The 26,021-nt window shown below is 33.6% G+C and carries 31 protein-coding genes and 1 pseudogene; 13 read left to right on the top strand and 19 right to left on the bottom strand.

The window, feature by feature from the left end; genetic code table 11:
• Both QZV68_RS01845 and thsA read right to left on the bottom strand, forming a co-directional pair.
• A pseudogene (locus QZV68_RS01845) lies at positions 1 to 417 on the bottom strand (hypothetical protein); the annotation flags it as partial.
• Between the two features lie 452 nt (positions 418 to 869).
• Positions 870 to 2,519, bottom strand: coding sequence for a thermosome subunit alpha (gene thsA / locus QZV68_RS01840; protein ID WP_296878033.1), 1,650 nt, complete (start codon positions 2,517 to 2,519; stop codon positions 870 to 872).
• A gap of 118 nt (positions 2,520 to 2,637) precedes the next feature.
• Between thsA and QZV68_RS01835 the strand changes: the two genes are divergently transcribed.
• Genes QZV68_RS01835 through QZV68_RS01820 form a run of 4 tightly spaced genes read left to right on the top strand, consistent with a single transcriptional unit; the run spans position 2,638 to position 4,985 of the window.
• Entirely contained in the window at positions 2,638 to 3,651 is a 1,014-nt protein-coding gene (locus tag QZV68_RS01835; RefSeq protein ID WP_296878031.1) for a lipopolysaccharide assembly protein LapB, read from the top strand.
• Between the two features lie 36 nt (positions 3,652 to 3,687).
• Positions 3,688 to 3,843, top strand: coding sequence for a hypothetical protein (locus QZV68_RS01830; RefSeq protein WP_295115512.1), 156 nt, complete (start codon positions 3,688 to 3,690; stop codon positions 3,841 to 3,843).
• Positions 3,844 to 3,882: 39 nt separating this feature from the next.
• Positions 3,883 to 4,335 carry a hypothetical protein gene (locus tag QZV68_RS01825; RefSeq protein WP_296878028.1) on the top strand — a complete coding sequence of 151 codons (453 nt, stop codon included), beginning with the start codon at positions 3,883 to 3,885 and terminating at the stop codon, positions 4,333 to 4,335.
• Between the two features lie 8 nt (positions 4,336 to 4,343).
• The gene (locus QZV68_RS01820; RefSeq protein WP_296878026.1) at positions 4,344 to 4,985 is read left to right on the top strand and encodes a DUF116 domain-containing protein; all 642 of its coding nucleotides are present in this window, start codon (positions 4,344 to 4,346) and stop codon (positions 4,983 to 4,985) included.
• Here the strand turns inward: QZV68_RS01820 and QZV68_RS01815 are convergent.
• Genes QZV68_RS01815 through QZV68_RS01800 form a run of 4 tightly spaced genes read right to left on the bottom strand, consistent with a single transcriptional unit; the run spans position 4,982 to position 7,988 of the window.
• Entirely contained in the window at positions 4,982 to 5,185 is a 204-nt protein-coding gene (locus tag QZV68_RS01815) for a hypothetical protein (RefSeq protein WP_296878024.1), read from the bottom strand. The genes QZV68_RS01820 and QZV68_RS01815 overlap by 4 nt on opposite strands.
• Before the next feature lies 1 nt (position 5,186).
• Positions 5,187 to 6,389 (bottom strand): hydroxymethylglutaryl-CoA reductase (NADPH), encoded by a 1,203-nt coding sequence (gene hmgA / locus QZV68_RS01810; protein ID WP_296878022.1) that lies wholly within the window; start codon positions 6,387 to 6,389, stop codon positions 5,187 to 5,189.
• Entirely contained in the window at positions 6,389 to 7,252 is an 864-nt protein-coding gene (sucD, locus tag QZV68_RS01805) for a succinate--CoA ligase subunit alpha (protein WP_296878020.1), read from the bottom strand. Before sucD ends, hmgA begins: the two co-directional genes overlap by 1 nt.
• A 10-nt stretch (positions 7,253 to 7,262) precedes the next feature.
• Positions 7,263 to 7,988, bottom strand: a complete 726-nt coding sequence (locus QZV68_RS01800) for a hypothetical protein (protein ID WP_296878018.1) — start codon at positions 7,986 to 7,988, stop codon at positions 7,263 to 7,265.
• Between the two features lie 141 nt (positions 7,989 to 8,129).
• On the opposite strand from QZV68_RS01800, the gene aroD reads away from it, so the two are divergent.
• Both aroD and QZV68_RS01790 read left to right on the top strand, forming a co-directional pair.
• Positions 8,130 to 8,807 (top strand): type I 3-dehydroquinate dehydratase, encoded by a 678-nt coding sequence (gene aroD, locus QZV68_RS01795; protein WP_296878016.1) that lies wholly within the window; start codon positions 8,130 to 8,132, stop codon positions 8,805 to 8,807.
• A 5-nt stretch (positions 8,808 to 8,812) separates the two neighbouring features.
• Positions 8,813 to 9,415, top strand: a complete 603-nt coding sequence (locus QZV68_RS01790) for a S24/S26 family peptidase (RefSeq protein ID WP_296878015.1) — start codon at positions 8,813 to 8,815, stop codon at positions 9,413 to 9,415.
• 79 nt (positions 9,416 to 9,494) lie between these two features.
• Here the strand turns inward: QZV68_RS01790 and QZV68_RS01785 are convergent, their stop codons facing one another.
• Both QZV68_RS01785 and QZV68_RS01780 read right to left on the bottom strand, forming a co-directional pair.
• Positions 9,495 to 9,833: a P-II family nitrogen regulator gene (locus QZV68_RS01785; RefSeq protein ID WP_296878013.1), complete on the bottom strand. Its 339-nt coding sequence runs from the start codon at positions 9,831 to 9,833 to the stop codon at positions 9,495 to 9,497.
• Positions 9,834 to 9,841: 8 nt separating this feature from the next.
• Positions 9,842 to 11,056, bottom strand: coding sequence for an ammonium transporter (locus QZV68_RS01780; RefSeq protein ID WP_296878011.1), 1,215 nt, complete (start codon positions 11,054 to 11,056; stop codon positions 9,842 to 9,844).
• A 343-nt stretch (positions 11,057 to 11,399) separates the two neighbouring features.
• Between QZV68_RS01780 and QZV68_RS01775 the strand changes: the two genes are divergently transcribed.
• Genes QZV68_RS01775 through QZV68_RS01750 form a run of 6 tightly spaced genes read left to right on the top strand, consistent with a single transcriptional unit; the run spans position 11,400 to position 15,487 of the window.
• Positions 11,400 to 11,711 carry a hypothetical protein gene (locus tag QZV68_RS01775; RefSeq protein WP_296878009.1) on the top strand — a complete coding sequence of 104 codons (312 nt, stop codon included), beginning with the start codon at positions 11,400 to 11,402 and terminating at the stop codon, positions 11,709 to 11,711.
• Between the two features lie 4 nt (positions 11,712 to 11,715).
• Positions 11,716 to 12,942 carry an HD domain-containing protein gene (locus tag QZV68_RS01770; RefSeq protein WP_296878008.1) on the top strand — a complete coding sequence of 409 codons (1,227 nt, stop codon included), beginning with the start codon at positions 11,716 to 11,718 and terminating at the stop codon, positions 12,940 to 12,942.
• A gap of 8 nt (positions 12,943 to 12,950) precedes the next feature.
• Positions 12,951 to 13,499: a UbiX family flavin prenyltransferase gene (locus QZV68_RS01765; protein WP_296878006.1), complete on the top strand. Its 549-nt coding sequence runs from the start codon at positions 12,951 to 12,953 to the stop codon at positions 13,497 to 13,499.
• Entirely contained in the window at positions 13,500 to 14,063 is a 564-nt protein-coding gene (gene cbiT / locus QZV68_RS01760; RefSeq protein ID WP_296878004.1) for a precorrin-6Y C5,15-methyltransferase (decarboxylating) subunit CbiT, read from the top strand. It begins immediately after the preceding gene.
• A gap of 15 nt (positions 14,064 to 14,078) precedes the next feature.
• Entirely contained in the window at positions 14,079 to 14,837 is a 759-nt protein-coding gene (locus QZV68_RS01755; RefSeq protein ID WP_296878003.1) for a hypothetical protein, read from the top strand.
• Positions 14,838 to 14,857: 20 nt separating this feature from the next.
• The gene (locus tag QZV68_RS01750; protein WP_296878001.1) at positions 14,858 to 15,487 is read left to right on the top strand and encodes a molybdenum cofactor guanylyltransferase; all 630 of its coding nucleotides are present in this window, start codon (positions 14,858 to 14,860) and stop codon (positions 15,485 to 15,487) included.
• Here QZV68_RS01750 and rrp42 read toward each other — a convergent pair.
• The 8 genes from rrp42 to QZV68_RS01710 form a co-directional block, all read right to left on the bottom strand.
• A complete protein-coding gene (rrp42, locus tag QZV68_RS01745; RefSeq protein ID WP_296877999.1) occupies positions 15,484 to 16,269 on the bottom strand; it encodes an exosome complex protein Rrp42 in 786 nt (261 codons plus the stop codon). The two genes, QZV68_RS01750 and rrp42, sit on opposite strands and share 4 nt — an antisense overlap.
• A 12-nt stretch (positions 16,270 to 16,281) precedes the next feature.
• A complete protein-coding gene (gene rrp41, locus QZV68_RS01740) occupies positions 16,282 to 16,977 on the bottom strand; it encodes an exosome complex exonuclease Rrp41 (protein ID WP_296877997.1) in 696 nt (231 codons plus the stop codon).
• Between the two features lie 36 nt (positions 16,978 to 17,013).
• Positions 17,014 to 17,925, bottom strand: coding sequence for an exosome complex RNA-binding protein Rrp4 (gene rrp4, locus QZV68_RS01735; protein ID WP_296877996.1), 912 nt, complete (start codon positions 17,923 to 17,925; stop codon positions 17,014 to 17,016).
• 29 nt (positions 17,926 to 17,954) lie between these two features.
• Positions 17,955 to 18,656 carry a ribosome assembly factor SBDS gene (locus tag QZV68_RS01730; protein WP_296877994.1) on the bottom strand — a complete coding sequence of 234 codons (702 nt, stop codon included), beginning with the start codon at positions 18,654 to 18,656 and terminating at the stop codon, positions 17,955 to 17,957.
• Positions 18,657 to 18,684: 28 nt separating this feature from the next.
• Positions 18,685 to 19,470 (bottom strand): archaeal proteasome endopeptidase complex subunit alpha, encoded by a 786-nt coding sequence (psmA, locus tag QZV68_RS01725; RefSeq protein ID WP_296877992.1) that lies wholly within the window; start codon positions 19,468 to 19,470, stop codon positions 18,685 to 18,687.
• A 216-nt stretch (positions 19,471 to 19,686) separates the two neighbouring features.
• The gene (locus tag QZV68_RS01720) at positions 19,687 to 20,043 is read right to left on the bottom strand and encodes an Rpp14/Pop5 family protein (RefSeq protein ID WP_296877991.1); all 357 of its coding nucleotides are present in this window, start codon (positions 20,041 to 20,043) and stop codon (positions 19,687 to 19,689) included.
• Entirely contained in the window at positions 20,033 to 20,743 is a 711-nt protein-coding gene (gene rnp3 / locus QZV68_RS01715; protein ID WP_296877989.1) for a ribonuclease P protein component 3, read from the bottom strand. Before rnp3 ends, QZV68_RS01720 begins: the two co-directional genes overlap by 11 nt.
• 33 nt (positions 20,744 to 20,776) lie before the next feature.
• Entirely contained in the window at positions 20,777 to 21,373 is a 597-nt protein-coding gene (locus tag QZV68_RS01710; protein ID WP_296877987.1) for a zinc ribbon domain-containing protein, read from the bottom strand.
• Positions 21,374 to 21,565: 192 nt separating this feature from the next.
• On the opposite strand from QZV68_RS01710, the gene QZV68_RS01705 reads away from it, so the two are divergent.
• Complete coding sequence (locus QZV68_RS01705; protein ID WP_296877985.1) at positions 21,566 to 21,859, top strand: winged helix-turn-helix domain-containing protein; 294 nt, start codon at positions 21,566 to 21,568, stop codon at positions 21,857 to 21,859.
• Here the strand turns inward: QZV68_RS01705 and QZV68_RS01700 are convergent.
• Genes QZV68_RS01700 through QZV68_RS01690 form a run of 3 tightly spaced genes read right to left on the bottom strand, consistent with a single transcriptional unit; the run spans position 21,856 to position 26,007 of the window.
• A complete protein-coding gene (locus QZV68_RS01700; protein ID WP_296877983.1) occupies positions 21,856 to 22,833 on the bottom strand; it encodes a zinc ribbon domain-containing protein in 978 nt (325 codons plus the stop codon). The two genes, QZV68_RS01705 and QZV68_RS01700, sit on opposite strands and share 4 nt — an antisense overlap.
• A gap of 6 nt (positions 22,834 to 22,839) precedes the next feature.
• On the bottom strand, positions 22,840 to 23,727 hold the full coding sequence (locus tag QZV68_RS01695; protein ID WP_296877981.1) for a zinc ribbon domain-containing protein: 888 nt from the start codon (positions 23,725 to 23,727) through the stop codon (positions 22,840 to 22,842).
• Positions 23,728 to 23,745: 18 nt separating this feature from the next.
• On the bottom strand, positions 23,746 to 26,007 hold the full coding sequence (locus tag QZV68_RS01690; RefSeq protein ID WP_296877979.1) for a DHH family phosphoesterase: 2,262 nt from the start codon (positions 26,005 to 26,007) through the stop codon (positions 23,746 to 23,748).
• Positions 26,008 to 26,021 lie beyond the last annotated feature (14 nt).

The following is a 26,021-nucleotide window of genomic DNA, read 5'->3' as shown; positions in this document are numbered from 1 at the left end:
CTTACCATCAACAGTAACCTTAACTTTAGCATTATTCAAAACTTTTCCTTGTCCATCAAGGAAAGTAGCAGTATATTTTGTACTTCCTTTATAATATTTAGTAACCGGCTTAGAAATGACAGAGTCAGAAACATCTATTTTAGAAACACTACTAAGCAAAGAATTACTATTCGTGTTAGTTGATAAAGTATTTGAATTTTCAGATCCTAAAACTTCTTCACTTGATAGAGAAACTTTAGATGAATCATTATCAACATTTGAATAACTAGATACAGAAATCTCTGATGAATCAGCAGTATTCTCCATTGCAATTGGTACATCTGATGTATCATCTACTAAGCTTGTAGCATATGAATCTGTAACATTTACCTCACTAGCCGAAACGGCGCAAACTGAAAAAATAACAGCGAACACCAAAAACATAGTGAGCAATATTTGTTTGTTCAAAATATTTTACCTCCATAACAATTTAATTAATTAACCGTGAGATTACAAACTCACTTCAACAATATTTATTATAAATATCTTATATAAACCTTTGTTATTTAAAAATCAAATTAAAATAGCCTAATTTTAAAAAATAAGACTAAAATTTGATGAAAATAAACAAATAAAAAACATAATAATCCAAATAAGTTATAATAAACCTAAACAATAGAAAATCATAATTTAAGTAACTTAAATATATTAAAATGAAAACAGTACTCTAAAAGCTTATTATAGAAAACAACATATAATTTAAACTTGATTAATAAAAAAACATTAAATTTAACAAAGTTAAAATAAATAACAACATATATTGTATATCAAATCAATAAAATAAGCCCAAATAGTTAAAAAAAATAAAAGATGTAAAAATTTTTAAAAATTTACATCATAGGAGGCATTCCACCCATACCCGGTGCCGGAGGCATTGGAGGCATACCACTTGCATCATTTCCAGACTCATCAGGTCCTGTAGAATTTAAAGCATTTCTTGCTGCAATCATATCATCGATACGTAAAATCATTTCAGATGCTTCACCAGCAGATTGAAGTGCTTGGATTTTTACCCTTAAAGGTTCGATTACACCTGCATCTTTCATATCAACCACTTCTCCGGTAAATACATTAATACCAATGAAAGGAGAGTCTTCATGAGCAGCTTTTAAATCAGCGATTAAATTGATGGTGTCCAAACCAGCATTTTCGATTAAAGTTCTTGGAATAACCTCTAAAGCTTCAGCATATTTTAATATAGCCAATTGTTCTCTTCCACTTACGGTTTCACCATACTCTCTTAATGCTTTGACTAAATCAATTTCACAAGCTCCACCACCAATGAGAACTTTACCTTCATCAATAGTAGCTGCAACTACTCCCAAAGCATCATCCAATGCTCTAGCAATTTGTTCAGTTACATAACGGGTACTTCCTCTCAATACGATTGAAGAAGCTTTTGGATTTTCACATTCTTCAATGAAAGTTAGTTCATGGTCAAATAATTTATTAAGATATACGTGACCTGCAGTACCTAATTTATCTGCAGACAAATCTTCAATATCAGTGACTAATTTAGCACCAGTAGCCTTTTCAATTCTTTCAATATCAGATTTTTTAACTCTTTTGTATGCCATGATTCCTGCTTTTTTCAAGTAGTGTTCTGCCATATCATCAATACCTTTTTGACAGAATAAAACATTTACTCCAGAATCAACAACTTTATTAACCAAATCCTTAATCATTTGTTCTTCTTGTTGCAGGAATGCTTCAAATTGATCAGGGCTTGTAATGTCAATTTTAGTATCAGTATTAGTGTCTTTTAATTCGATAGGATATTTCATGATTGCAATTTTAGCATCTTTAATTTCTTTAGGCATGTTTTTAGATAAAGGAGTATTATCAATTACGATACCCTCTGCTAAAAATGAATCTTCTACGGAATCTCCTGAAACTCTTTGAATATTGATATTGTCAATATCTGATTTTCCATCCTCTTCAATTCTTAAAGCAGCATCAACAACCAAATCAGCCAAGTGGTCTTTAGCATAATCTGAACCTTTACCACTCATTGCAGTAACAGCGACTTTTTTAAGAGTTTCCCTATCATCTGCATCGATTGCAATATCATTTAATATTTCGATTGCTTTTGAAGTAGCATTTCTAATTCCTTTCACAACAATGGAAGTAGCGATTCCATCATCCAATAATTCTTCAGCCTTACTTAATACTTCACCTGCAATAACAACAACAGAAGTAGTTCCATCTCCAACAATATCTTCTTGTTTTTTAGCGGTTTCTACGAGCATTCTAGCTGCAGGTTGGTTAATTTCCATTTCTCTCATGATAGTTGCACCATCATTAGTGACAGTGACATCACCTAATGAGTTAACTAACATTTTGTCCATACCTTTAGGGCCTAAAGTAGTTCTTACAATACCAGACAATACTTTTGCAGCTGTGATATTCATTCTTAAAGCATCTCTTTTTGAATATCTTTCAGTCCCTTCAGGAAGGATAAAAATTGGTTGATTTGCCATTTAATAATCACCTTTAAAATTTTTAAATAAAAATATAAAACTAAGTTTTTATACATATATAATATGAGTTTGAGGTAATATAAAAAGATTACCCATTAAAGTAACTTTCGGTGTTTTAATGTATGAACAGATAATAAACAAAATCAAATCCAATTTGGGAGAAAACAAAGATTTGAACAAACAGTATCTATCTTCCCAAATGGAAGTCTATAAAGATCACCCCTACAATAAAGAGATTTTAAAAGAAATTTCTCGAATGATGTGGGATTGTCTTTCTGAAGATGAAAAAAACGAATTTAGAGGAATATCACAAAAAGAAAATCCAATAATGGATATTTTAAATGAAGTTTCATATGATATCGAAAGTGGAGAGTATAAAACTGCATTGAATAAATTAGACAATTTCATGGAAAGTTTTCCCGGAATGTTTGAAGACGACAAGGTAAGCGAATACCACTTTTTTACAAACCCTCTGGAGGAAATGCTATTCAATGAATATATAGGCACCGAAAAAATACTCAGATACATTCCGGACAATGAACCACTATTGGATTTGTATTACATTTACGGATTCTTGCTTTTGGAAACTCAACAATACGAAAAGGCGGAAACCTATCTTAAAAAGGCAATAAAGATAAATCCCGTATCTTCAAGAATAATACTGGAATTATGTGAAATCTACAAAATACACACATACACCTATACCAAGTGTTTCATGTATGCATCGGATGCACTCAAATATGCATATTACCCTCAGGATATAGCCAGAAGTTATAGAACCCTCGGAGATTACTATATTGAAGAAAATCAAATGGAAACTGCATTTGCACTATTCAAATATAGTATGGAATTTGAATTGAACCCTATGGCATACTCCGAAATCAATTATATCAAATCCAAAAATTCAGAAATCGACTTGTCACTTCCAGAATGCATAAAAATTCTCAAGGACAAGAATATACAGATTGGAATCAATCCATTCATTTTAAAAACATTAGACATGCTGATTGAAGAATTTGAAACCAACAAACTATATAATCAGACATTGTACTTTTTAAAACTCAAATATGAAATTACAAAAGATAATGCAACTCTTGAAAAAATGGAAAACATTCAAAATATATTAATATAATATATAATATATAGTAATATAACAAGGTGATTTAACATGTGTTCTAGTGGAGGGCCAATGGCCGATATTGATTTGAAAAAATTGAAAACAAAAAAATACCGTTGCAAAGACTGTGGAAATACCTTTAAAGGACTTGGAAAAAAGGTAGTTTGTCCATCTTGTCAAAGTGACAATGTTGAACTAGCAGAGTAAATACATTACTCTCTTTTTTTTATTTTTTAAGTGGTTATTATGAATATTGATTTTAAAAATGATGAAATACTATTTCTTGAAGGAGAAACCGGAACTGTGGGAATTATCAAAGTGGCCTACGATAATAAAATGTTATTTATAGCAACACAGGACAACGAAGAAATAGTTCAGTTTTTAGAATCAGATGATATAATTGCTGTATCCAACTTTAAAAAAGACAAAAGGGCAATACGCGCTCAAGCTTATTTAAGTCGTGAAGAGTCCTCACCATTAATAATCTTAAACAAAGACCATCCATCAACAAAACGCTTGGAAACTGTCATATCCATTGGGGATGGAGTTAACCTAAATTGCAACATCACTCCTGGAACACACCCTGAACAAAATATTTTATGTTCATGCGATAGCTTATCCGGACTTGAAATAGTTAAAACACCTACTGGTGTTAAATTAAATAGGGACTTTGAAAATTATACAATTGAGGAATTTTAGGTTAAAAAATGTTATTCATTGATTCGTTCTATATGTTTGTAGGCCAATTAGTAGTGTTTCTGGCCGTCCTAATCCTAATTTTATTCATAGTTGTGCTAATATTAGGTTATCTGATAGCTCGTAAAAATCAGATAAGGTTTCCCAGATTCCTGTTATATATTGTTGACCTGTTATACTCCCCATTTAAAACAATAGCGCATTTTTTAAAACTGGATGACCATCTCATTGATGACATTGCCATTAAAGTCAGAGATGACATCAATAAAGAAAGATTTAAGGAAATTCCTGCCGAGAAGACATTGATATTCCTACCTCATTGTTTGAGGCATAGAGACTGTCCTGCAACACTTCAGAAAGAAGGTTTGAATTGCATTGAATGCGGATTATGTTCAATTGGAGCAATTAAGAAAAAAGCTGAGCCATTAGGATACAAACTATACATTGTTCCAGGATCAAGCTTTGTTAAAAAAATAGTTATGGAAAATAAATTTAAGGCAGTGCTCGGCGTAGCATGTCACGAGGATTTAAACCAAATGATGATGTTGCTTTCCGATTTTTGCCCTCAAGGAGTTTTACTTGAAAAAACAGGATGTTTCGAAACAAAAGTAAATGTTAAAAAAGTATTTGAAAAAATAGATTCCAAATACTAATCGTAATATCTAATAAAATCATCAGATTCGGGAGTTTGAGAAAATTCTTTTATAAACTCATTCAAATCATTGATGAACTCTTCTTTTCTTTTATCAAAATTCTTTATTTTAGAATAGTCTTTTTTTATTGATAAAGTCATTACAATATCATCGGTTTCAAGGGTTAGCTCAGGATATAATTCATCTAGAAAATCATCCATATTATCCTCTTCCAAGTTCCTGATGAGCCCTTGCCAAGTGTCCTGCAGCCAAAGCTCCTAGAAGAGACAATTCACCGGCTAAAACTGTACTTGCAACTATTTCTGCAAATTCGCGAGCTTTACCTGATCCAGCTACACCCAATATTTCCAAACCTTCATGAGCCACTTCCAAACTGGTTCCTCCACCAACAGTAGCAACAGGCAAGTCAGGCAAGTTGATTGAAAAATACAAATCGCCATCACGACTTTCAGCTGTGGTAATACCAAGAGAACCTTCCACAACATGAGCGGCATCCTGACCAGTAGCTAAAAATATGGCTGCAACCATATTAGCATAATGAGCGTTATAAGCCATACTGCCAGAAGCTGCTGAACCAATTAGATTTTTAGCAATATTAACTTCAACAATTGCTTCTGCAGTGGTTTTAAGTTTCTTAGCGACAATATCCTTTGGAATTAATATGTCTGCTACAACGCTTTTTCCTCTTCCTTCAACAATATTAATTGCTGCTGGTTTTTTATCAACACAAACATTACCGCTTAATGCTAAATGAGTGGCGGTGGTTTCCTCTGCAAGTTTTTCCAAGATTTTTTCAGAAGCTATTGTTACCATATTCATCCCCATACTGTCCCCAGTTGAGAAAACAAATCTTGGATATACATAGCTTCCAACAATTAAGATAGGGTCTATTTTTATTAATTTACCATGAGAAGTTGTGCTTTCTGCAATCTCTTTTAACTCATCAAAATTATCAATAAACCATTGCCTGATTTTTAAAGCATCGACCGCATTTTCACATTTGATTGCCGGTGCTCTTGTCATAATATCAGAAATAACTCTTGCATTAACACCCCCGGAGGCAGTGATTGTTGAAGCACCTCTGTTAATTGATGCCACAAGTGCACCTTCAGAAGTTGCAAGGGGAATAAACACTTCTCTTTGACAGTTTTCACCATTGATTTTTAAAGGACCTGCAATACCCATAGGAAGCTGCAAAACTCCAATTGAGTTTTCAATGTTACGGGCAGATGCCCTTTCCATGTCTAAAGTAAAATTAGAGATATTAGATAGCTCTATTCCATATTTCTGTTCTAAAAATTCTCTTCTAATATCAGTCGCATCTTTAGCGGAAACTTCACCATCAACCTGGTACAGCTTCATTTCGCCTTTTAATAATTTATCGATAATTTCTTGATTTGACATTACATAACCTTTTTAAGTAGATTTACAATTTCAGATGGTTTTATAGCCACTTCCACACCAGCATCATTTAATGCTTTGGTTTTACTTGCAACAGTACCGGAATTTCCTTGGATAATAGCTCCAGCATGCCCCATTCTTTTGCCCGGAGGTGCGGTTCTTCCTGCAATATAAGATACGACAGGTTTTGTCATTTCTTCCTGAATGAATTTAGCTGCCCTTTCTTCTGCAGTTCCTCCGATTTCACCAATCAATACAACTGCATCAGTATCATCATCTTTTTCGAATCTTTTTAAAATGTCAACATAATTGTTTCCTGTTACTGGGTCTCCACCAATTCCAACTGCAGTACTTTGACCAATTCCAGCATTGGTAAGTTCGCTTGCAATTTCATAAGTTAATGTACCGCTTCTTGAAATAACACCAACATTACCTTCTTTAAATATATGGGTTGGCATGATACCTAACTTACCAACACCCGGAGAGATAATTCCAGGAGTATTCGGACCAATAACTGTAGTGTCCATTTCTTTAGCATATGCCATGATTTTCATACTGTCGTGAACAGGAATATGTTCAGAGATAATGATAACCAAATCCACATGTCTAATTGCTTCAAAAGCAGCATCCTTTGCAAATTTTGCAGGAACAAAAATTATTGAAGAATTGATGTCCACGTCTTCTTTGGCTTCTTCAAATGAATTAAAAATCGGAACTTTATCCAAGAACTTTTGACCACCTTTTCCAGGAGTAAGTCCTGCAACAATATTTGTATTATATTTTAACATTTGTTCTGTATGGAATGAACCTTGTTTACCGGTTATCCCTTGAACTAAACATTTTGTATCTTCATTTAATAAAATCATAATATGTCTCCTATCTCAATATTCTTGTTTTATTTTCAAATGGAACTGCCAAATCAATTACATTTCCATTCATAAAAGCAGTAGCGGAAAATATTACACTACCCGGCAATACATTACAAGTTGTTCCTCTTTTAACTAAATAAACATTTTTATTTCCAAGCGCAGCTCCAATCATAGCACCTGCGATTACACCAACAGATTCTATATCTTCAACAGTTGCAACAACAACTGGATCATCGGTTTCTGGTGAAACATAACCTACTCCAGGTATTTTCCTTGTTTTCGGTTCTATATAATCAGACACATCTGTGCAATTTTTCATACCTCTTGCGGCATCAATTGCAGAATTTGCAACATCACCCACAAATGGTTCTCCACCATATGTATCAAAACCTAAAACAATAGCATCAGGATACCGGTCTTTCCTTATTGCTGCTTCGGCATAGGATATTCCTTCACCTGCCTCCTCAGGATTATCGGAAATTCCGGATAAGTCACCAAAGTTTTCTGCACTCATTTTTAAAACATCAACCAAACCTTTGTTGACAGTTTCAAGCAAGTCATCTTCTACAAATGCGCTAATAACAACATCATCACCTGTGACATTGGTTAATGCAACATTCCTTGCACCTAACTCATTAACGCTTTGAAGATTTTTTTCAATAGTTTCTACTAGCTTGGCGCTACAAGACACATCATTTTTTGATATATCCGCACCAATAGCCGTAATTTTCAAATTAACACCTTGCATAATTTATTGGATAAACAAATAAAATATAAATATTTTATTGGTATATATTTTGTCTCTTAATTTATATAAATATTAATAATTTTTTAAAGAAAATTTAATAATGACAAAATATAAAACATTATATTAATGTATTCTCAAACAAAAATTGCAATCCCCATTTTTCAAAAAGATTGCAAAAGCGTTATTGAAGTGGCTAATGACTGTATCAAAAAGGGTGCCGACGTATTGGAATTTAGGATCGACGGACTTAAAAATCCCGACATTAATGAAATCAAAGATACAATCAACGAAATTAATTTTCCCATGATTGCAACCAATAGGATAAATACTGAAGGCGGGTCATTTAAGGGTTCCGAAGAGGAGCGATTTAATATTCTATACCAATGCGCCGATTTAGTCGATTATGTAGACATTGAACTGCAAAGCAATGATGAATATATTAAAAAGATTCATGACACCGGCGTAAAAACCATCGTGTCTTACCATGACTTTGAAAAAACTCCAAAGCTAAGTGAAATAACATATATCGTTGAAAAAGAGCAGGAACTTGGAGACATTGCAAAAGTCGCTTTTATGCCTCAGAATTTAGAGGACACCATTACAATTCTTGCTGTTCTTTCACATTGTGAAGACACAATTGCCATCTCCATGGGTGATTTAGGAAGCTACACCAGAGTTATGGCATCCAAATTCAACTCACCAATCACATTTGCTGCGGGAACTGATGTTACCGCTCCAGGACAAATTGATATCGAGACAATGAAAGCATTGCTTAATATGGATTTAAACATAATGGATGAGTGATTAAAATGGCTAAAAAGATTCTTTTAGCTGTTATATTTATCATTTTAATTTCTATTTTTGCACTGAATTATATATCCAAAGATTCCGTAGACGTTTTTATAGACGGTGAAAACATCACTGTAACAACCCACACATTAAGCAATTCAAACTCAAAAAGCTTAAATTCAGAAATCTGCAACTATACCCTTGAAGTCATGAACGATACGACATCCAATATCACCACTCTTAAAAATGGAATTAGAGAAATATGTCTAAAGCACAACTTCAAAAATCCTGAAATAAACATTGATTCAAGCATTGGAAAAGACCAAATCCCCGTTGTTGTCGAAGTCAGCGGAACTTCAATGCTTCCAACACTGCAGGACGGACAAAAATTGCTTTTAAATAAGACAAAAAACATTCACGTTGGAGACATAGTTGTAGCAAACTCCGATGAATACGGCGGAATTATAAAAAGAGTCGGCGATATCGAAGGAGATCGAGTTTATCTGGAAAGCGATAACAAGAATATAAACTACGAATTCATAAACGATACGTTATATGAACTCAAAGGTATAACAACATGGGTCAACATCTCTGATATTAACGGAGTAATCATTGACTATTGAAAAAAAAAAGAAATATAATTTAGGGAAAATAATGCAGAAAATGCATCATTTTCCATTATGCCATACGTAAAGGGGACTACTACACTGCACTATCCCCCTCTTCGCCTGTTCTGATTCTGATTACATTATCCATAGGGTAAATGAATATTTTTCCATCCCCTATATTTCCTGTGTATGCGGCTTTTTTAATTGCATCAACAATAAGGTCAACGCCTTCATCCTTGACAACAATTTCAATACGTGTTTTAGGAATCAAATCTATGCAGTAACTGGATCCCCTATAGGATTCTTTAATGCCTCTTTGACTTCCTCTTCCTTTAACTTCAGAAACATTCATCCCCTCACATCCAACTTCAAGAAGGGCATTTTTTACATCAGAATATTTTTCCTGCCTAATAATTGCAACAACACTTTTCATATTAACACCTAATTAAAATTATATGCAGATTCCTCGTGAAGATTGGTGTCAAGACCGCCAACTTCTTTGGATTCATCTACTCTAATACCACTCATAGCTTTATCTAGAACTTTAGCAAGTATAAAACTTATTACAAATGAATATGCCAATGTGGCAACAACACTAATAATCTGAATTAGTACCTGTCCAGGGTTTCCTGCAATTAATCCTGCAACTCCCCCTATTGAAGGAACTGCAAAAATTCCTGTAGCGATTGCACCCCAAATACCAGACATTCCGTGTATTCCCCAAACATCCAATGCATCGTCGTATCCAAGTTTTGCTTTTAAACGATAGATTGCAAAGTATGAAACAAATGGGGCTATTGCACCAATTACTAAAGCACCAGGAACATCAACAAATCCTGCTGCCGGAGTAATTGCAACTAAACCTGCTACTGCACCGGATATGGCACCTAGTACTGTCGGTTTTCCGACTACATAAGTATCCAATGCTGTCCAAACTATCAAACCTACTGCAGCTGCTAAATTTGATACTATTATTGCATTTGCTGCAAGGCCATCTGCTGCTAGACCGGATCCTCCATTGAATCCCATCCATCCAAACCATAACAAAGCAGCACCTAAGACCGCATAACCTAGGTTGTGTGGAATTAATGATGTATCTTTTCTTTTTCCAAGTACCAAAGCGACAGCCAATGCGGCAGCACCTGAGTTCATATGAACTACAGCACCTCCTGCGAAGTCAAGTGCACCCATCTGCATCAACCATCCTCCTCCCCATACCCAGTGGGCTACAGGGACATATACTAAACAAGCCCATACTATAGTAAATATTACCCATGCTTTTGTTTTCATCCTTCCGACCAGTGCTCCTGAAATAAGAGCTACAGTCAGACCTGCAAAAGCACATTGAAACATTACAAACAATAATGTCGGAATTGTTCCATTCAAATCATCCAATGCAATTCCCTGCAAGAAGAAATGGGTTGGTGCTCCTATAAGTCCGCTTATGTCACTACCAAATGCAAACTGATAACCAAATGAAACCCAAATAACACTTACAATTGAAAATGCAATGAAACTTAAAAAAATTGTATTTAAAACATTTTTACGTTTACTTAATCCTCCATAAAAGAATGCAACAGCAGGAATACTCATTAACAATACAAGAACTGTACAAACAAGAACCCAAGCTGTATCACCAGCATTAAAAACTACCATTATATCATTACTCATACATAATTTATTAATTTAAAAAAATTACTCCATTTAGTCGGAAGTAATATGTCGGAAGTATTGTTCCGACATATGATTATTTATCACCATGATATATAAATGTTATGGAAAAAATACCAAACAATTAAATCAAAAACAAAATTTTTGAAAAAATTAAAAAAACATAAACAATGTTCAAAAACGTTTTCCCAAAAAAATTTGAACGAAAAATAAAACAAAAACAAAGACTTTTTAACAAGTATTAAATATCACATACAAAGAAAAATAATAATAGTATAAATTAACATATTTATAACGGATTAATTGAAAAAACAAAAAAAGTGTTATTATGAAAGACTCAGTAAAAGCTAATTTAATAGTATTTTTAATAATTGCTATTGTTTCATTTAGCATCAGCAGTTCTTTTGCAAATTTAACAATCAAAGAAGAAACTGACTCATATAAATTAATTCCGATTGAAAACGATTCATTTGAACCAAACAATATCGAAGAAGTGCCAACCATAATCGAAATTAAAAATACCACAAATACCACTAATACGACAAATAACACTTACAGCTATGATAATTATACAAATCATACCAATTCATATCTGGATTATTCAAACAACTACTTTGTAGAAACTTATGTGGAGCAATGATAAGATGGGCGAAAAGAAAAAATTTATCAGGGACAGTGTATATGGAGACATCAGCCTAACAAAATTTGAAGAGCAGATAATGGATATGCCACAATTTCAACGGTTAAGGAGAATAAAACAGCTTGGTTTAATCAGTTTGATTTATCCCGGAGCCAACCATACAAGATTTGAACATTCCATCGGAACCATGTATCTTGGATCAAAGTTGGCAACAGAACTTGGCCTTGACGACGATGAAATTGAACTTATTAGAGTTTCAGCACTTTTACATGACATAGGACACGGTCCGTTTTCACATGTTTCAGAAGGAGTGCTTTCAATGCCGCATGAAGAATTAACAAAGTATGTGGTTACCCAAACATCAATGAGAGATTTGCTTGAAGAAAGATTTGATGTCAATGATATAGTCGACATCGTGAATGGAAAAGGACACCTTGGCCCCATTGTATCCGGAGAGCTTGACGTAGACAGAATGGACTACCTTTTAAGGGATTCCCACAATACCGGAGTGGCTTACGGAGTTATCGACTATGAAAGAATAATATCCAATCTGAAATTAGAGGACGGTTTAATACTAAACATCAAAGGAGTGCAGGCTGCTGAAGGAGCATTGGTATCACGATATTTCATGTATCCAAGCGTATACCAGCACCACACTACCAGAATTGTTAACTCCATGTTTAGAAGAAGCCTTAAAAAAGTAATTGATGATGGAATAATCCTTGAAAAGGACATCTACAAATATGACGATAATGACATTGTATCAATATTTAGAAACTGCGACAATGAATTTACAAATGAAATAATGTCAAGATTGGACAATAGGAAACTGCTAAAAAGAGTTAAAACCATCAGATTGGATAACTTTAAAATTCCAGAAAAAATGTATAAAATCAAAAACGAAGAACTTAGAAAAGCTGAAGAGGAAATTGCTGAAGACTATGATATTGACAAGGATTATGTGTTCATCAACATTGCAGCATATCCCCGTTTTGATGAAATGAAAACACAGGTCGATTTGGACGGCAAGCTATATCCATTAACAGAAATATCAAATATCATTTCAGCATTGAGCAAGGCAAGATTCAATATTCCAGACATCAGCGTTTATGTTCCAGAATCAGAAAAACCAAAATTTGAGAAATTTAAACTAGAACAATACATGGATTTACCGGAAATCGATAAAGAAAAATTCCATGGAATTCATTATGATCAGATTAAACTATTCTAGGAGATATCATGATAGTTGTTGCAATTACCGGAGCAAGCGGAGTAATATACGGAATAAGATTACTTAAAGCCTTAAAAGAATTAGAAATTGAAAGTGGTTTAGTAATAAGCGATGCTGCAAAAACGGTCATCGAATCAGAAACCGAATATAAAGTGGGAGACATTATAGCTATCGCTGATAATTACTATAATTTCAATGACTTGACTGCTTCAATCAACAGCGGTTCATTTAAGGCAGACGCTTTAGCTATTGTTCCATGTTCAATGAAAACCTTATCATCAATAGCTAACGGATATGGAGACAATACCATTACAAGAGTGGCTGACGTTAGTTTAAAAGAAAGACGGCCAACCGTTATTGTACCACGTGAAACTCCGCTTAGAAGCATTCATTTACAAAATATGCTAACATTATCACAAGAAGGAGCCGTTATCCTACCGGCAATGCCTGGATTTTATTCGGCGCATGATACGGTTGACGACCAGGTCAATTTTATTGTTGGAAAGATATTGGATTCTTTGAAAATCGAAAATGAACTATTCAAAAGGTGGGAGTAAATGTTAGAAGATATGGATTTTATCAAATCCTGTGATGTTCCAGGACCTACAAAAGAAGCTATAAGAGCTATAATATTATACAAATCTGAAGTTTCACATACTGACAAGGTTGTTGACTGCGGATGTGGAACCGGAGGGATTACCTGCGAGTTTTCACAAAGAGCAGAAGAAGTGATTTCAATCGACACAAATCCCGAAGCTATTGAAATTACTAAAAAAAATCTTGAAAAGTTTGGACTTGGAGACAATGTCACATTAATAAATGATAATGGGGCAAATGCCCTGAAAGATATTGACAATATTGATATCGCTATTGTGGGAGGTAGTGGTAGAGAACTTGAAAATATCTTGGATATCATTGATTCAAAACTTAATTCAGAAGGCAGAGTTATTATTACGGCAATTTTAGTTGACACCAAAATTGAAGCTGTAAATAAGCTTAAAGAACTTAACTATAACCCTAAAATCATGGAAGTCAATATTTCAAATGGAAGAGTCCTTGACCGTGGGGTAATGATGATAAGCGAAAATCCGATAGCGATAATAACCGCCAAAAAAAGATAAATTGGAGATTAAAATATGGATTCACATAAAAAATGGAAAATCAAATTTTCCATACTGATGGTTATCCTAATTATTATAATATATGGATCAAACTATCTGGTATTGGGTGATGGTGAACACATTATATCCTATGTTTGGACTCATTTAGGTTTCATTCCGGTGGATATTCTAATTGTTGCGTTCGTACTTGATGAAATTATCGAAAAGAAAGAAAAAGAAGCAATACTTGAAAAATTGGATATGCTCATGAGCACATTCTTTTCTGAGGTTGGAAATGACCTGATAAGCCAGCTCAGCCATGCCAACAAATATAAGGCAAATACTGAAAATTTAAAATCCATCAAAAATTGGGATGATAAAGACTATGAAAACAAACTAAAAGAACTTAAGAGCACCAGTCTTGATTTTCAGGCAGAAATTTCTCCGGAAAACAGAGAAGAATTTTTGGAAAACTTGAGAGACCTCATTTCCAACAAAAGAGAGTTTATTATCAATTTGATAAACAATCCAAATCTACTTGAAAAAGAGGAATTTACCGGATTAATCAATGCTATTCTTCATTTAGATGAAGAATTAGAACACAGAAAAGACTTAAGTTTAGTTACAGATACTGATTTTGCACATTTGAATGGAGATATGCAAAGGGTATACAACAAACTCGTTTATGAATGGGTTTATTACTTAAGATACCTCAATAAACATTACCCTTACATGATTGCATTGATTATACGTACAAATCCATTTGATGAAGACGCAGACGTATATGTAAAATAGACATTTGGGAGAGATTTAATATGAGTAGTGAAATTAAAAAAAGTGAAAATATTAAATCTTGCATTATTTTATGTGGAGGACAAAGTAGGAGAATGGGTCAAGATAAAGGTTCGATGATTATTCAAAAGAAACCTATGATTAAACATATTCTTTCTACTTTAAACCACGAAATCAATGAAGCTGTAATCGTTTTAAATGACAAAAATAGAATTGACAAATATAATCAATTCATAAACCCAGAAGATTACGACTACAGGATAAAATTTGTTGAGGACAAGATAAAAAACAAGGGTCCTATGCCAGGAATAATGACAGGACTTGAAAATATTTCAAGCCAATACTCGTTAATCTTACCTTGTGACAGTCCGTATGTTACAAAAAAATATATCAAAACTATTTTTAATGAAATAACTGAAGGTTATCAGGCCATTGTCCCCTATCACGACAATGAAAACAAGCTAAAAACTTCAGAACCATTGCATTCAATATATAATAAGAACATAATTTCTGAAATTGAAAAATTAATAAGTGAAGATACACTTCACATCAAAGGACTAATAGAAAAAATAACAACAAAATTTGTTTTAATTGATAATAAAAAAATATTAAAAAAAGAATTTAGAAATCTAAATCGTCCAGAAGACATTTAAAGATGTTCTATTAATTCTTTTGTTTTTGAAACTGCTACATTAACAGCAGAAAGAAGTTCTTCTTTGTTCAATGGTTGAGAACCGCCTTTTTGCATGGAACAGATTCTTCCATCTTTAGTAACACCAACATTTAAGCGAGCACTAGCTACTCTTTCTTCATCCAATGTTGGGTCTAAAACCATCTTGTCACCAATTTTAACAAAAGTACATAAAGCTAATTCGTTGTTAATTGGTAAATCAAAGGTTTCTTCTTCACTGAGAACTACTTCTTCATCAACGATAGATGCAACAGGCAATTTAGTGGATTTAAGAGCTGCCATAACAGCCAATTCACATGCATCGAAAAGGTTTCCGCAGTTATCGATGATGTGCAAATCAATGAACAGCATCCAAACGTGTTTTCCTTCTTCAACACATAATTTATCCAATTCTACCAATTCACTTTCACGAATACCCCTGTCAACTACACGTGCGAGTTCAATTGAATCATCGCTAGGTGGTCCTGGTTCAAAATTAGGATCAGCCATAGGCAACATTTCACAATTAGTCATTAAAACTCCAAGATCAGGAGTATCTGGAAATGGGCTTCCAAGTTGTGGTTTAATACCTACGATAACTTGAGTTCCACCAATTTTTACACGAGCAGAACCTTCAGCTTTAGAGATAACATTAGTTTCAATAGAAATATCCCTATATTCATTTAATTCCCTGCCATCTTCTCTTTTATCATTTTTGACAAGGTTAGTAATACTTTGTCTTGTAATTTCTGGTACTATATCCATATTATCCACCCACTATTCTGTAGAATATTTTTTCATTAAAGCTTCTTTTTGAAGCTTGCTTACTTCAAGACATCCTTCCATAGCTAAGTCAATCGCTTTTGCAAATTCTTCTTCGGTTAAATTACCATCACTTTGTAATAATGTAATTTCACCGGTTCTTGGCATGATAGCTAATGGAACATCAGCCTGACCTTCTTTATCTTCATATTCAGATAAATCTAGAACAACTTCATCATTTACCTTACCTGCAGCACAACCTACAACAATATCTTTCATAGGTATTCCTGCATCAACCAAAGCAACGGAAGCTGCGGTAATTCCTGCACAACGGGTTCCTCCTTCAGCTTCAATTACTTCTATATAAATATCAATCATTGAACGAGGATAATTTTCCAACATTAATGCTGGCCTTAATGCATCAGCAGTAATTTTAGAAATCTCTGATGACCTTCTATCAGGTCCTGGTCTTTTTCTATCATCTACTGAAAATGGAGCCATATTGTATCTAACTCTAATTACACCAGTATTAGGCTCTAATAATCTTCTGATATATGATTCTCTTGGTCCATAAACAGCAACTAAAATTTTGTTTCCTCCAACTTCCAAATAAGCTGAACCGTCTGCACGTTCAAGAACTCCTGCTTCAATTTTTATAGGACGTAATTCATCAAACTTCCTACCATCTTTTCTTATCATTTCTGACATCATATCAACCTCAATAAATATACGAAGAACCAATAATCATCATTTATTATTTAAGATAAAAGAATTATTTGAGTTGTCACCATAAGATAAAGTGTTGTCCTTCTTATTTTTTCTCTTTAATTCTTCAATTACCTCAGCAATATTAGGTTTATCTTCTTTTTCTTTTTTATTTTCTTCAGCTTCTTTTTCTTCTTCCTCTAACTCTTCTTTAAAATTTTGAAGTTTAGGTTTTTCCAAAACAAATTCCTCTTCAGTTTCTTCAACTTCTTCAGGTGGCAATTCACCATCAATAGCTAAATATAATTTGTTTTTGATTTTATTTGTTAAACCGGAAGTGTGAGCTTCAGCCTCAATTAAATGAATAATCTCCTTGGTAAGTTGTTCCATGTCTTCGTCACCTTTGACCCAAACAAGACCATTTTGACCAACGACAATTTTACAGTTAGTCTTATCCTTGATCATGTTAATCATTGAACCTTTTTTACCAATCAATCTAGGAACTTTAGTTGGAGCAATATCTACAATGATTCCTCCTTTAAATTTACCCATTCCTCTTCCTTTTAAACCAAGTTTCGCCTTTTTGATTTCATCAACATCGACAACCCTTAAAAATAGTACATCCCCAACATCATATACCTTGTTGAGTTCTTTTTTCTCACGACCAAACACTTCAAAAGCAGGTAAAATTCCGGAATAAGGTGAATTAATATTTACATCCCACATTGAGAATCTAACGTCATTAATTTTACCAATTACAACATCTCCTTTCTTAGGAACATATTTACTTTTGAGAGGAATAACCCTAATCTTCTTATTCCTTAAAGAAACAAGTCCCATTAAAGAAGAACAAACTTTACCATTCTCTTTAAAGGTACCCCTTCCTGAATAGTATTCGTCATCGGACAACACTTGTCCAGGAATAACCAAATCTTTATTTTCCACATATATCATAATAATCCCATAAAGTTGAAATTAATTTATTATTTAATAGTTCTAGTTTCTGCTTCTCCACCTGAAATTTCCGCCATCTTTGCAGCAAATGAGTCCTGAAGACCACCAGGCATTTCAACAATGCCTATCCAAGAACCGTCTTGTTGCCATTCTTCATTTATGATTTCACCAAATCCGTGAATAACGGAATAAGCACCTCCTGCGGCGGAACCTGGAAGCCTTACTGCAACTTTAACTTTCTCAAACCTAATTGGAATAAGTGGTTTGATAGCTTTTAAAGCAGATTGAACCTGTTGATCAACTGAAGTAAAAGGATCAAATTTAACTTTTGCCTCATCAATAGCATTTTCAATTCTTTGGGCAGGATGAGGTAAACCAGTTTGAGGATTGATAGCTTCTCTAGTAATTTTACTAATAACTAACTTACGCTTATCTTCCTGCATCTTTCTTTTTTGATCTGCAGTTAATTGAACAGTTCCCTTTTCAAGTATAATTTTAGAAACTTCAATAGGATCAGTAGTTTCAAAAATTTTATTCATAGCTTCATCGGAAGCTTTGTCTCCTTTTTTGGAGTCTTTAAAAATTTCTTCAACAGCTAAAAGATCTTCAATGGCAACATCAGGGCCATCAGGATTTCTATAATCAGCTGCTAAATCAGGGTCAACCAATATTTCAAAATGTTCACCACAGTATTCGTATTTAGCGATAATAGCTTCATCAACATTTACCATTGAAACATCCCCTAACTAATTATAAAATTTATTCTTCGTCTTCTTCTGAATCTTCTTCGGATTCAACCACTTCATCTTCAGCTTCCTCTTCTTCAGCTAACAGTTCATCTATGTATTTTTGTACATCTTCATGAGAAAGCTTTTTATATTTGCCGTCTTCTTTTTTGATAACAGCAATTTCAACATTATTTGAAGTAGTTTCATGGTCAGTAGCTTCATGAATAGCGTTAATAGCTAGTCTTACAGCACCATCCAAAGTGATATCATCAACATATTCCTCTTCGAAAATATCCATAGCAGCAGCTCTGCCAGAACCAATAGCAGTTGCTTTGTATTCAATTAATGCTCCACTAGGATCTGTTTCGAATAATTTACATTTATCATCATATACTCCACCTATGATTAAAGCAGAACCGAACGGCCTTACTCCACCATTTTGAGTATATAACTGTAGCATATCACATAATTTTTTAGATAAGCTTTCTACTCTAATAGGTTCACTATATGTAATCTTGTTGATTTGAGCCTCTACTCTTGCTCTTTCAACTAAAGCTCTTGCATCTGCTACAAGACCAGAAGTAGCTGCTCCAATATGTTCATCTATCTTAAATATTTTTTCAATAGATGAAGCTTCAACCAAATTAGAAGTAGTTCTTTTGTCTACAGCTAAAACAATACCTTCGGAACTTTTTACACCTATTGATGTAGTTCCTCTTTTAACAGCTTCTCTTGCATATTCTACTTGGAAAAGTCTTCCATCTGGGCTAAATACAGTAATAGCCCTATCATATCCTGCATTTTGTAAAGGTTGCATATTAATACCTCATATTTTCTATAAATATTTTAATAAAAATTAACTTTTAAATTCAACAACATAAAAAATAAAACCAATCTCCATGAATGGCAATTACTTTTAATCACTACGAAGTAGTTTATTAAAATACTTTTTTACACATTTTCCATAAATTCAATTGATATATATAATATATATTATTAATAAAGTTTTCTATTTTAAAATAACAAAAAGTTATTAAATAAATTTATGTGAAGCTTTGACTGTTCCGGAAAGACCGATTGTTGAAATTGAAATTCTGCCGTTTTTATATCTGTTTGCCAAAGCCAAAGATGACCTTACCTCTTCGACGTAATCCCTTTGACATCTGACAATCGCTTTATACGTATAATAACCATCCCATCTTTCGGATTCATAGAAGCGCATGACCCATAAATTGAAATTGGACGCATTAAGTTCTCCCTGAAACTTAACGCATGCATCCCAAACTATTGAAACGAAATCATCCTTAGCAATCGGAGAATCAATCTTGATATCCACTGCCAGATACCTGTTGTTTTTCCTAAGGGTTGGTGGAAGAACCTTAAGACCCATCGTCAACCCTCCTTACTCCTTTAAAAATTAGATTATCTCGATTTCCATTATATTCCAAAATATCTGAAGCAGCAGTGAATGATCTTTCTATTTCCTCATCATTCAATCCAGTCTGTTTAAAAAACGCAATAAAGTCATGAGTAGTCTTAATATCAAAAACAGATTCCGCTCTTGATGAAAGAATCAACGGAAAATCGAATTTTCTGTATAATGTATAAATATCTTTAAAATTAGAAATCACTTTGGATCTGTATGAGAGATAACTTTTCAAAACATCCTTAAAACACAATTCAATAGCTACATTATTATCTGCAGCTTCACGGGAAAGTACATGATTAATTCCACTATCAAAACGTCGCAGATAGGGCCTTGACAAAACATCTATCTTTATATTTTCTAAAGTGGCCCTATTCACTTTCAAATCCCCACCTACAACTGAAATACATGAAGATTTTTTTCTGAATTTATTGGTAATCTTTCTTATTTCATTTGGATTATTTGATTTAATCTCCAATGTATAATCAAAGGATAATTTATCTTCCAATTCATTCAACAATTCTTTTTTGAACTTCAATGCATTGGAAAAATCATCCTGACTATATGAAAAGTTAATATGGTTCCATCCATATTGAGAAGCTTGCTCCGCTAATATCAAGTTATTCTCCAAGCTACTTCCTTTAATGTTTAAATCAAAAAACATACTAAATAGTTTATTATTTAGCATATTAATAATTTATTGGTAGCGGTAGAATTCAACTTCCCAACTAACTGTTTCATAATAATCGATTGTAAAAGTCTCAGAACTTGAAGAAGTATACTCAAATGAATCAGACCTTGTTTCCACATCACTGGTTGGTCCCCAATCGACACCGCCGGATGCACCATTTGAACCTGATACATGCAAATGATTATCTGCATAATTTTTAATTGGGAATGATGAAAATTTTACCATAATCTTACCCGATGGAACGCTTACAGTCTTCGAACCTGTTCCTGAACCTGAATAACTGCCAATAGACTCCCAGGATTTTGTTTTGGAAGAAGATTCCTCCTGAGTAGTTTCACTTGATCCACTTGAACTGTCACTTTGAGTTGCATTGGATGAATCGCTTGCAACATCACCTGTTGAACTGGAATTCATACCAAATGCATAAAACCCGATTACAGCAACAAGAATAACTATTATAACAACCAATAATCCAATGACATATTTGGAATTGCCAGAACTTTGAACTTGAGAACCTGATTTATCCAAACCTAACTTTTCACCGCATTTTGTGCAGAATTTAGCATTGTCCTTGTTTTCAAAACCACATTTTTCACATTTCATTTTAAACAACAAAATTTATTTTAGTTACTATTATTTTTAACACAAGATATATATTAATTTACTTATTTTGACAAACAAAACTTAACAGCCCATAAAATAGGATATGTAAATCCAATAGGTGTTTAAAATAGTTATATAAAATTAGTAATATGTTATAAAACTTTTATAACATAAAATATAATATATTTTATTATGTCAAAGGATAATGATGAACTTTTGAAATTGACTTCATATGTTCAAATTTCTAAATATCGGGAAAAAACATTGAAATCAATTGGAGACGATGTTAAAATTCCAACAAACATTGCAAAAGATAGTGGTATCAGGACTAACCATATCTCCAAGGTTTTAAGTGAGTTAAAAAGTAAAGAAATTGTTGAATGTATAAATGAAGAAGCCCGAAAAGGTAGATTATACAGGTTAACAGACACCGGTAAAGAAGTATTAGATACCATCAAAGATAAAGAAGACAAAGAAAAAGACTAATCCAACTCAATCCCTCTTTTTATATCTTCCAACTCTTCACGAACATCATCATTCGATGCTAATTTTAAAATATCGTACAATAATTTTAGCAGAACTCTGTTTTTAATAGACAATGATAAGCAATCATTTGTTTCAATTTGAAGAGAATCATATGCCGGTTTCTTCATATCCTTTTTGTATTGCAATTTAATTTCTTCCCTTAAATTGGCATCAATATACTTTTCCAGATAGACTATTATTTCATTGGCGAAAGTATTTCCAAAAACAACCATATCATCCAAAGAATTTTTATCAAAATTATTCTGCCCAATTAAACTGTTGAAAGACCCGTAATTTTGATAACCATATGGAATAAATCTTCCCTCAACAGTATGTGCGCAATATTCATTCATTATTTTAAATTCTGGAAGGGTTAGGAAAAACCAGACAAAACTCTGCAGTGTAGATGAAGTTTTTACTCTGAAAATTCGACACAGCAACTGCTCTATAATATCAAATAACAGATAATGAGCCAATTCATGAATTAAAGTTGCAATTTGAACGGAATCATCTAAGCGGTCATCATAATATATGCAATTTCCTAAAAAAATGTATCCTCTTTCAATTCCACGTGACTTTGGTTTGCATTGTGTAAAAACACTAGCCAAACTTAAAATTTTATCTTTGACACTATTTCCATAAATAGTGGAATATTCAGCTCTTGCAAAAATATTGGACAGCATTCTGGCATATTCCCTATTGCTGATTTCAGCATTCAGCAGAAGTTTTTTATTATAATCGCTGAACAGTATATCAAAATCATCTATTACAATAGGATTAATCTGATTGCCGCAGCTTATGCAGTAATTTGCAGCATCAGGATTATCTTCCCCGCAATGAGGGCAGATATGTTCGAGAATTAACTTATTGCCGCAGTGAATACAATAATTATTTTCCTTAAAATTCAAGGTACCACATATGTCACAGGATTTCATGAAACATTACCTCAAAATAGATTTTATGTTCTTTACTGTTTTATTGATTGAAGTTTTAGCAATGATTGTCCTTCTGATATTTTTTCCACAATTATGGCAAAAATCAGTATTCCAATCTAGAATTTCACCACAGGAGCATATCAATTTAGACTTGATTACCCTTTGGGGATTTAAAGGTCTTTCACACACTTCACAAAATTTGGCTCCGCCCTTATTTTTATGACCACATATACATATAAAAATAGAATTTTCATTCTTTAAACTCGAACCGCATTCTATACAGTAATCTGATGTGATTTCATTAATTGTGGAACATGTGCATAAAATTGAGATGTCTTTTGATGGACCATAGTTTATCAGAGGCAGACCGCAATTTTTGCAGAATTGTGAAAACTTCTCATTTTCTTCACCACAAAAACAGAATATTGAATCTTCAAATTCCAAATTAAAATTACTATAGTTATCATAACTTTGATTTGGATTATGACGAATCTGCTTTCCGCACATTTCACAGTATAGATTATCCTTTGGATTTACATGTCCACATTCACACAGCATATTCCCAAATTTGAATTTAGGCTTAGATTTATTTTTTAATAATTTAGATAACCTACTTTGAGACCTTTTGGCACCGCACATATAGCAATATTCATTATCAGCCTCATTCAAATATCCGCAAGAGCAAATTTCATATTGAAAATCTTTTCGAGCGCTTTCGATATACGGTGAAAAATCAATGCTGAAATCAAAAAAACCAATATCATGAACAGGCGGTGAAAATACTAACAAATCATCCTTTTTTGAATAACCTGTTTTGCAGCCACAATTTGGACAGAACGGTTCGTTAATACGTATTCTATGACCGCAATCCTTACAATAATTTCCCAAAATCATGATATCTGAATCTGCACATTAGTTTTTAGTCATGGCCTTAATTTCTTTAATCAACTCTGATAAAACATCTTCACTAAGCCCCTCAATATATTTAATGGAACCTGCACACTCATGGCCTCCACCATCAATTCCTGCTGAAGGGACTCTTTCAGCAAGTACTGAAACAATATCATTTACATTGAATCCATATTGTTCATTTACGGCATCAGTTGCCCTAAATACACCGAAATCAGGACCGTGACCTAATGTAACAATAGGCTTATCTTCGCCTAATTCCTTGATAACCCTATCATGGACAAATCCACAGGTTTTCCCAGGGGCAGGGAATGTGAACTTATGCGCATACTTTTCAACATCTATAATATTGAAATATATACCGTTTTCAAATTGAGTTTTATTAATATTCGGAAGTGCTGCCTTAAGCTGTGTATCGACTCTTTTTAGATATTCCTTATATAAAGCATCAATCATCTTTTCATGCTTATCCAAATTATCAACAGCCAAAATAGTGTCCATTATTCCTCTACCATTCATGAATCTTAAAAAATAAGCTTCAAAATCAACACATTCGGCAATCTTAGCCAAATGTTCTTTGGTGAATCCTTTTTCACTGGCCAACTGCAGATATTGGTAAACTTCACCACATTCTGCATGATCTCCCAATGCCGCAACAGCAGGAAGATGTTTAATTACATCCCTTATCTCAGGATTTATGATATGTGCGACTTCTGTTGCCAATGCTCCTGCAGTCAATTGTGAATCTCCACCAACAAGATATGGGTTTACATGAGTATCAACATATTCATCAACGGCAACTGTTGCTCCAATTATCTCACCATCCCTTTCCTCAGTGGTTAACAGCTCTCCTGGAGAATGGTGGTCTATTACGACGACTTCAATGTCATAAATCTTGGCCTGCATCAAAGCGACAATATCCTCTTCAGTAGAACCGTTGTCCAAAAGAACTATAAGAGGCAGTTTTTGACCATGCCTTTCCTGGTCTTCCAATGCAAATGACAAATCTTTAACGACATCTTCAAGTTCATAAAATGGAGCTTTACTTGGAGATCTTTTAAAGTAATAATATTGAGCATCATTGCTTGGATTTGCATATTCAATCAGTGGAATCAATGCCTTTTCCATAGCAACACCTGCACAAATTCCATCTGCATCATTGTGGTGTCTAAGCAAAATTGTTCTTCCGTCAAGAATTGCCCTTCTTATTTTGCGGGCAGCTTCTCTCATCTTAGGTTTAAGCCTATTTAAAACATCACTTTTGACCAAGAAATCAACATCATTCGGTTCAGCTCTTTTGTTTAATGCATCATCTATCAAAGCATGTAGCTTCTCAGTTTGTTGTGGACTTAATTTTGTTATTGAAGATGACTCTATTTGTGTTTTTCCACCATGTTCGTTAACATCCCCTAAAACCTGGACAGCATCCCCAACTTCCACTTCAGGATATGCCCTTTCTCCGGCCTTATCAAATGCGGCCACTTCACTCACGCCGGACTCATCATTAATTGTAAAAATAGTAGGTCCGGAAGTCTGTTGGATTTGCTGAACTTCACCATCAATACGAACCATTTTTCCTTTTTTAGCTTCTAATTGACTAATGAGAGTTCTTGGGAATGATTTTGTTAGTTTTATCAGCTTATACTTATTAACATATGCAGGAGCCAAATCAATTTTTCCTTCTCTTGATTTGATTGCTGTTATAAATACGATAACATCATCTCCAACATTATATTCAGAGACATCGCCTCTCATCAATCCCCAAACATTATTGTTTAAAGTGACAAAAGCACCATAACGCTCAATTCTAGTAATTTTTCCTTTGTATAATTTATCTTTGTCGATATCGCTCATTTTACATAAAGAATCAAGGATATAAACATTCCTAACTTGATTTTCACGAGCTACATATTCATCATGCTTCATTTTCTTAGCCTTCCTTTTTTCCTGACAATCAGAACATACGTCATATTTTTCATCTATTAATTTTCCACAGTCACGGCAAACATTAATTTCGCCTGTACCCTTACAGTGGGGGCAGTCTTCATAAACCTCCACCTGGCCTTTTCCATTACATGCTTCGCAGGGGATATCCTGCTCACCGCCTAAATCAAATTTAGCTCTTGCATTATTGTTAACACTTTTAAAATGATTACCTACATCAAATGCATCATCTTCATATCCTGTTCCTCCGCAAGCATCACATTCCTTATAGTCCACAACTACAGAACCAATTCCTTTACATTTTGGACATTTAGTTTTCAAGATCAAAACCTCTC

The organism is uncultured Methanobrevibacter sp., assembly GCF_902801725.1.
Lineage (GTDB): Archaea > Methanobacteriota > Methanobacteria > Methanobacteriales > Methanobacteriaceae > Methanocatella.
This window is presented reverse-complemented; position numbering and strand designations above follow the sequence as displayed.

Bases quoted from the DNA above. Each gene is read 5' to 3' on its own strand.
- QZV68_RS01720 (WP_296877991.1), bottom strand. From the start codon at position 20,043: ATGGGTCTTAAGGTTCTTCCACCAACCCTTAGGAAAAACAACAGGTAT.
- QZV68_RS01705 (WP_296877985.1), top strand. From the start codon at position 21,566: ATGTCAAAGGATAATGATGAACTTTTGAAATTGACTTCATATGTTCAA.
- rrp41 (WP_296877997.1), bottom strand. From the start codon at position 16,977: ATGATGTCAGAAATGATAAGAAAAGATGGTAGGAAGTTTGATGAATTA.
- QZV68_RS01780 (WP_296878011.1), bottom strand. From the start codon at position 11,056: ATGGTAGTTTTTAATGCTGGTGATACAGCTTGGGTTCTTGTTTGTACA.
- aroD (WP_296878016.1), top strand. From the start codon at position 8,130: ATGTATTCTCAAACAAAAATTGCAATCCCCATTTTTCAAAAAGATTGC.
- QZV68_RS01815 (WP_296878024.1), bottom strand. From the start codon at position 5,185: ATGGATGATTTTCTAGATGAATTATATCCTGAGCTAACCCTTGAAACC.
- QZV68_RS01830 (WP_295115512.1), top strand. From the start codon at position 3,688: ATGTGTTCTAGTGGAGGGCCAATGGCCGATATTGATTTGAAAAAATTG.
- QZV68_RS01700 (WP_296877983.1), bottom strand. From the start codon at position 22,833: ATGAAATCCTGTGACATATGTGGTACCTTGAATTTTAAGGAAAATAAT.
- QZV68_RS01820 (WP_296878026.1), top strand. From the start codon at position 4,344: ATGTTATTCATTGATTCGTTCTATATGTTTGTAGGCCAATTAGTAGTG.
- QZV68_RS01775 (WP_296878009.1), top strand. From the start codon at position 11,400: ATGAAAGACTCAGTAAAAGCTAATTTAATAGTATTTTTAATAATTGCT.
- QZV68_RS01695 (WP_296877981.1), bottom strand. From the start codon at position 23,727: ATGATTTTGGGAAATTATTGTAAGGATTGCGGTCATAGAATACGTATT.
- QZV68_RS01770 (WP_296878008.1), top strand. From the start codon at position 11,716: ATGGGCGAAAAGAAAAAATTTATCAGGGACAGTGTATATGGAGACATC.
- QZV68_RS01835 (WP_296878031.1), top strand. From the start codon at position 2,638: ATGTATGAACAGATAATAAACAAAATCAAATCCAATTTGGGAGAAAAC.
- rnp3 (WP_296877989.1), bottom strand. From the start codon at position 20,743: ATGTTTTTTGATTTAAACATTAAAGGAAGTAGCTTGGAGAATAACTTG.
- hmgA (WP_296878022.1), bottom strand. From the start codon at position 6,389: ATGTCAAATCAAGAAATTATCGATAAATTATTAAAAGGCGAAATGAAG.
- QZV68_RS01785 (WP_296878013.1), bottom strand. From the start codon at position 9,833: ATGAAAAGTGTTGTTGCAATTATTAGGCAGGAAAAATATTCTGATGTA.
- rrp4 (WP_296877996.1), bottom strand. From the start codon at position 17,925: ATGATATATGTGGAAAATAAAGATTTGGTTATTCCTGGACAAGTGTTG.
- thsA (WP_296878033.1), bottom strand. From the start codon at position 2,519: ATGGCAAATCAACCAATTTTTATCCTTCCTGAAGGGACTGAAAGATAT.
- QZV68_RS01790 (WP_296878015.1), top strand. From the start codon at position 8,813: ATGGCTAAAAAGATTCTTTTAGCTGTTATATTTATCATTTTAATTTCT.
- QZV68_RS01750 (WP_296878001.1), top strand. From the start codon at position 14,858: ATGAGTAGTGAAATTAAAAAAAGTGAAAATATTAAATCTTGCATTATT.
- rrp42 (WP_296877999.1), bottom strand. From the start codon at position 16,269: ATGGATATAGTACCAGAAATTACAAGACAAAGTATTACTAACCTTGTC.
- sucD (WP_296878020.1), bottom strand. From the start codon at position 7,252: ATGATTTTATTAAATGAAGATACAAAATGTTTAGTTCAAGGGATAACC.
- cbiT (WP_296878004.1), top strand. From the start codon at position 13,500: ATGTTAGAAGATATGGATTTTATCAAATCCTGTGATGTTCCAGGACCT.
- psmA (WP_296877992.1), bottom strand. From the start codon at position 19,470: ATGCAACCTTTACAAAATGCAGGATATGATAGGGCTATTACTGTATTT.
- QZV68_RS01765 (WP_296878006.1), top strand. From the start codon at position 12,951: ATGATAGTTGTTGCAATTACCGGAGCAAGCGGAGTAATATACGGAATA.
- QZV68_RS01710 (WP_296877987.1), bottom strand. From the start codon at position 21,373: ATGAAATGTGAAAAATGTGGTTTTGAAAACAAGGACAATGCTAAATTC.
- QZV68_RS01755 (WP_296878003.1), top strand. From the start codon at position 14,079: ATGGATTCACATAAAAAATGGAAAATCAAATTTTCCATACTGATGGTT.
- QZV68_RS01730 (WP_296877994.1), bottom strand. From the start codon at position 18,656: ATGGTAAATGTTGATGAAGCTATTATCGCTAAATACGAATACTGTGGT.
- QZV68_RS01825 (WP_296878028.1), top strand. From the start codon at position 3,883: ATGAATATTGATTTTAAAAATGATGAAATACTATTTCTTGAAGGAGAA.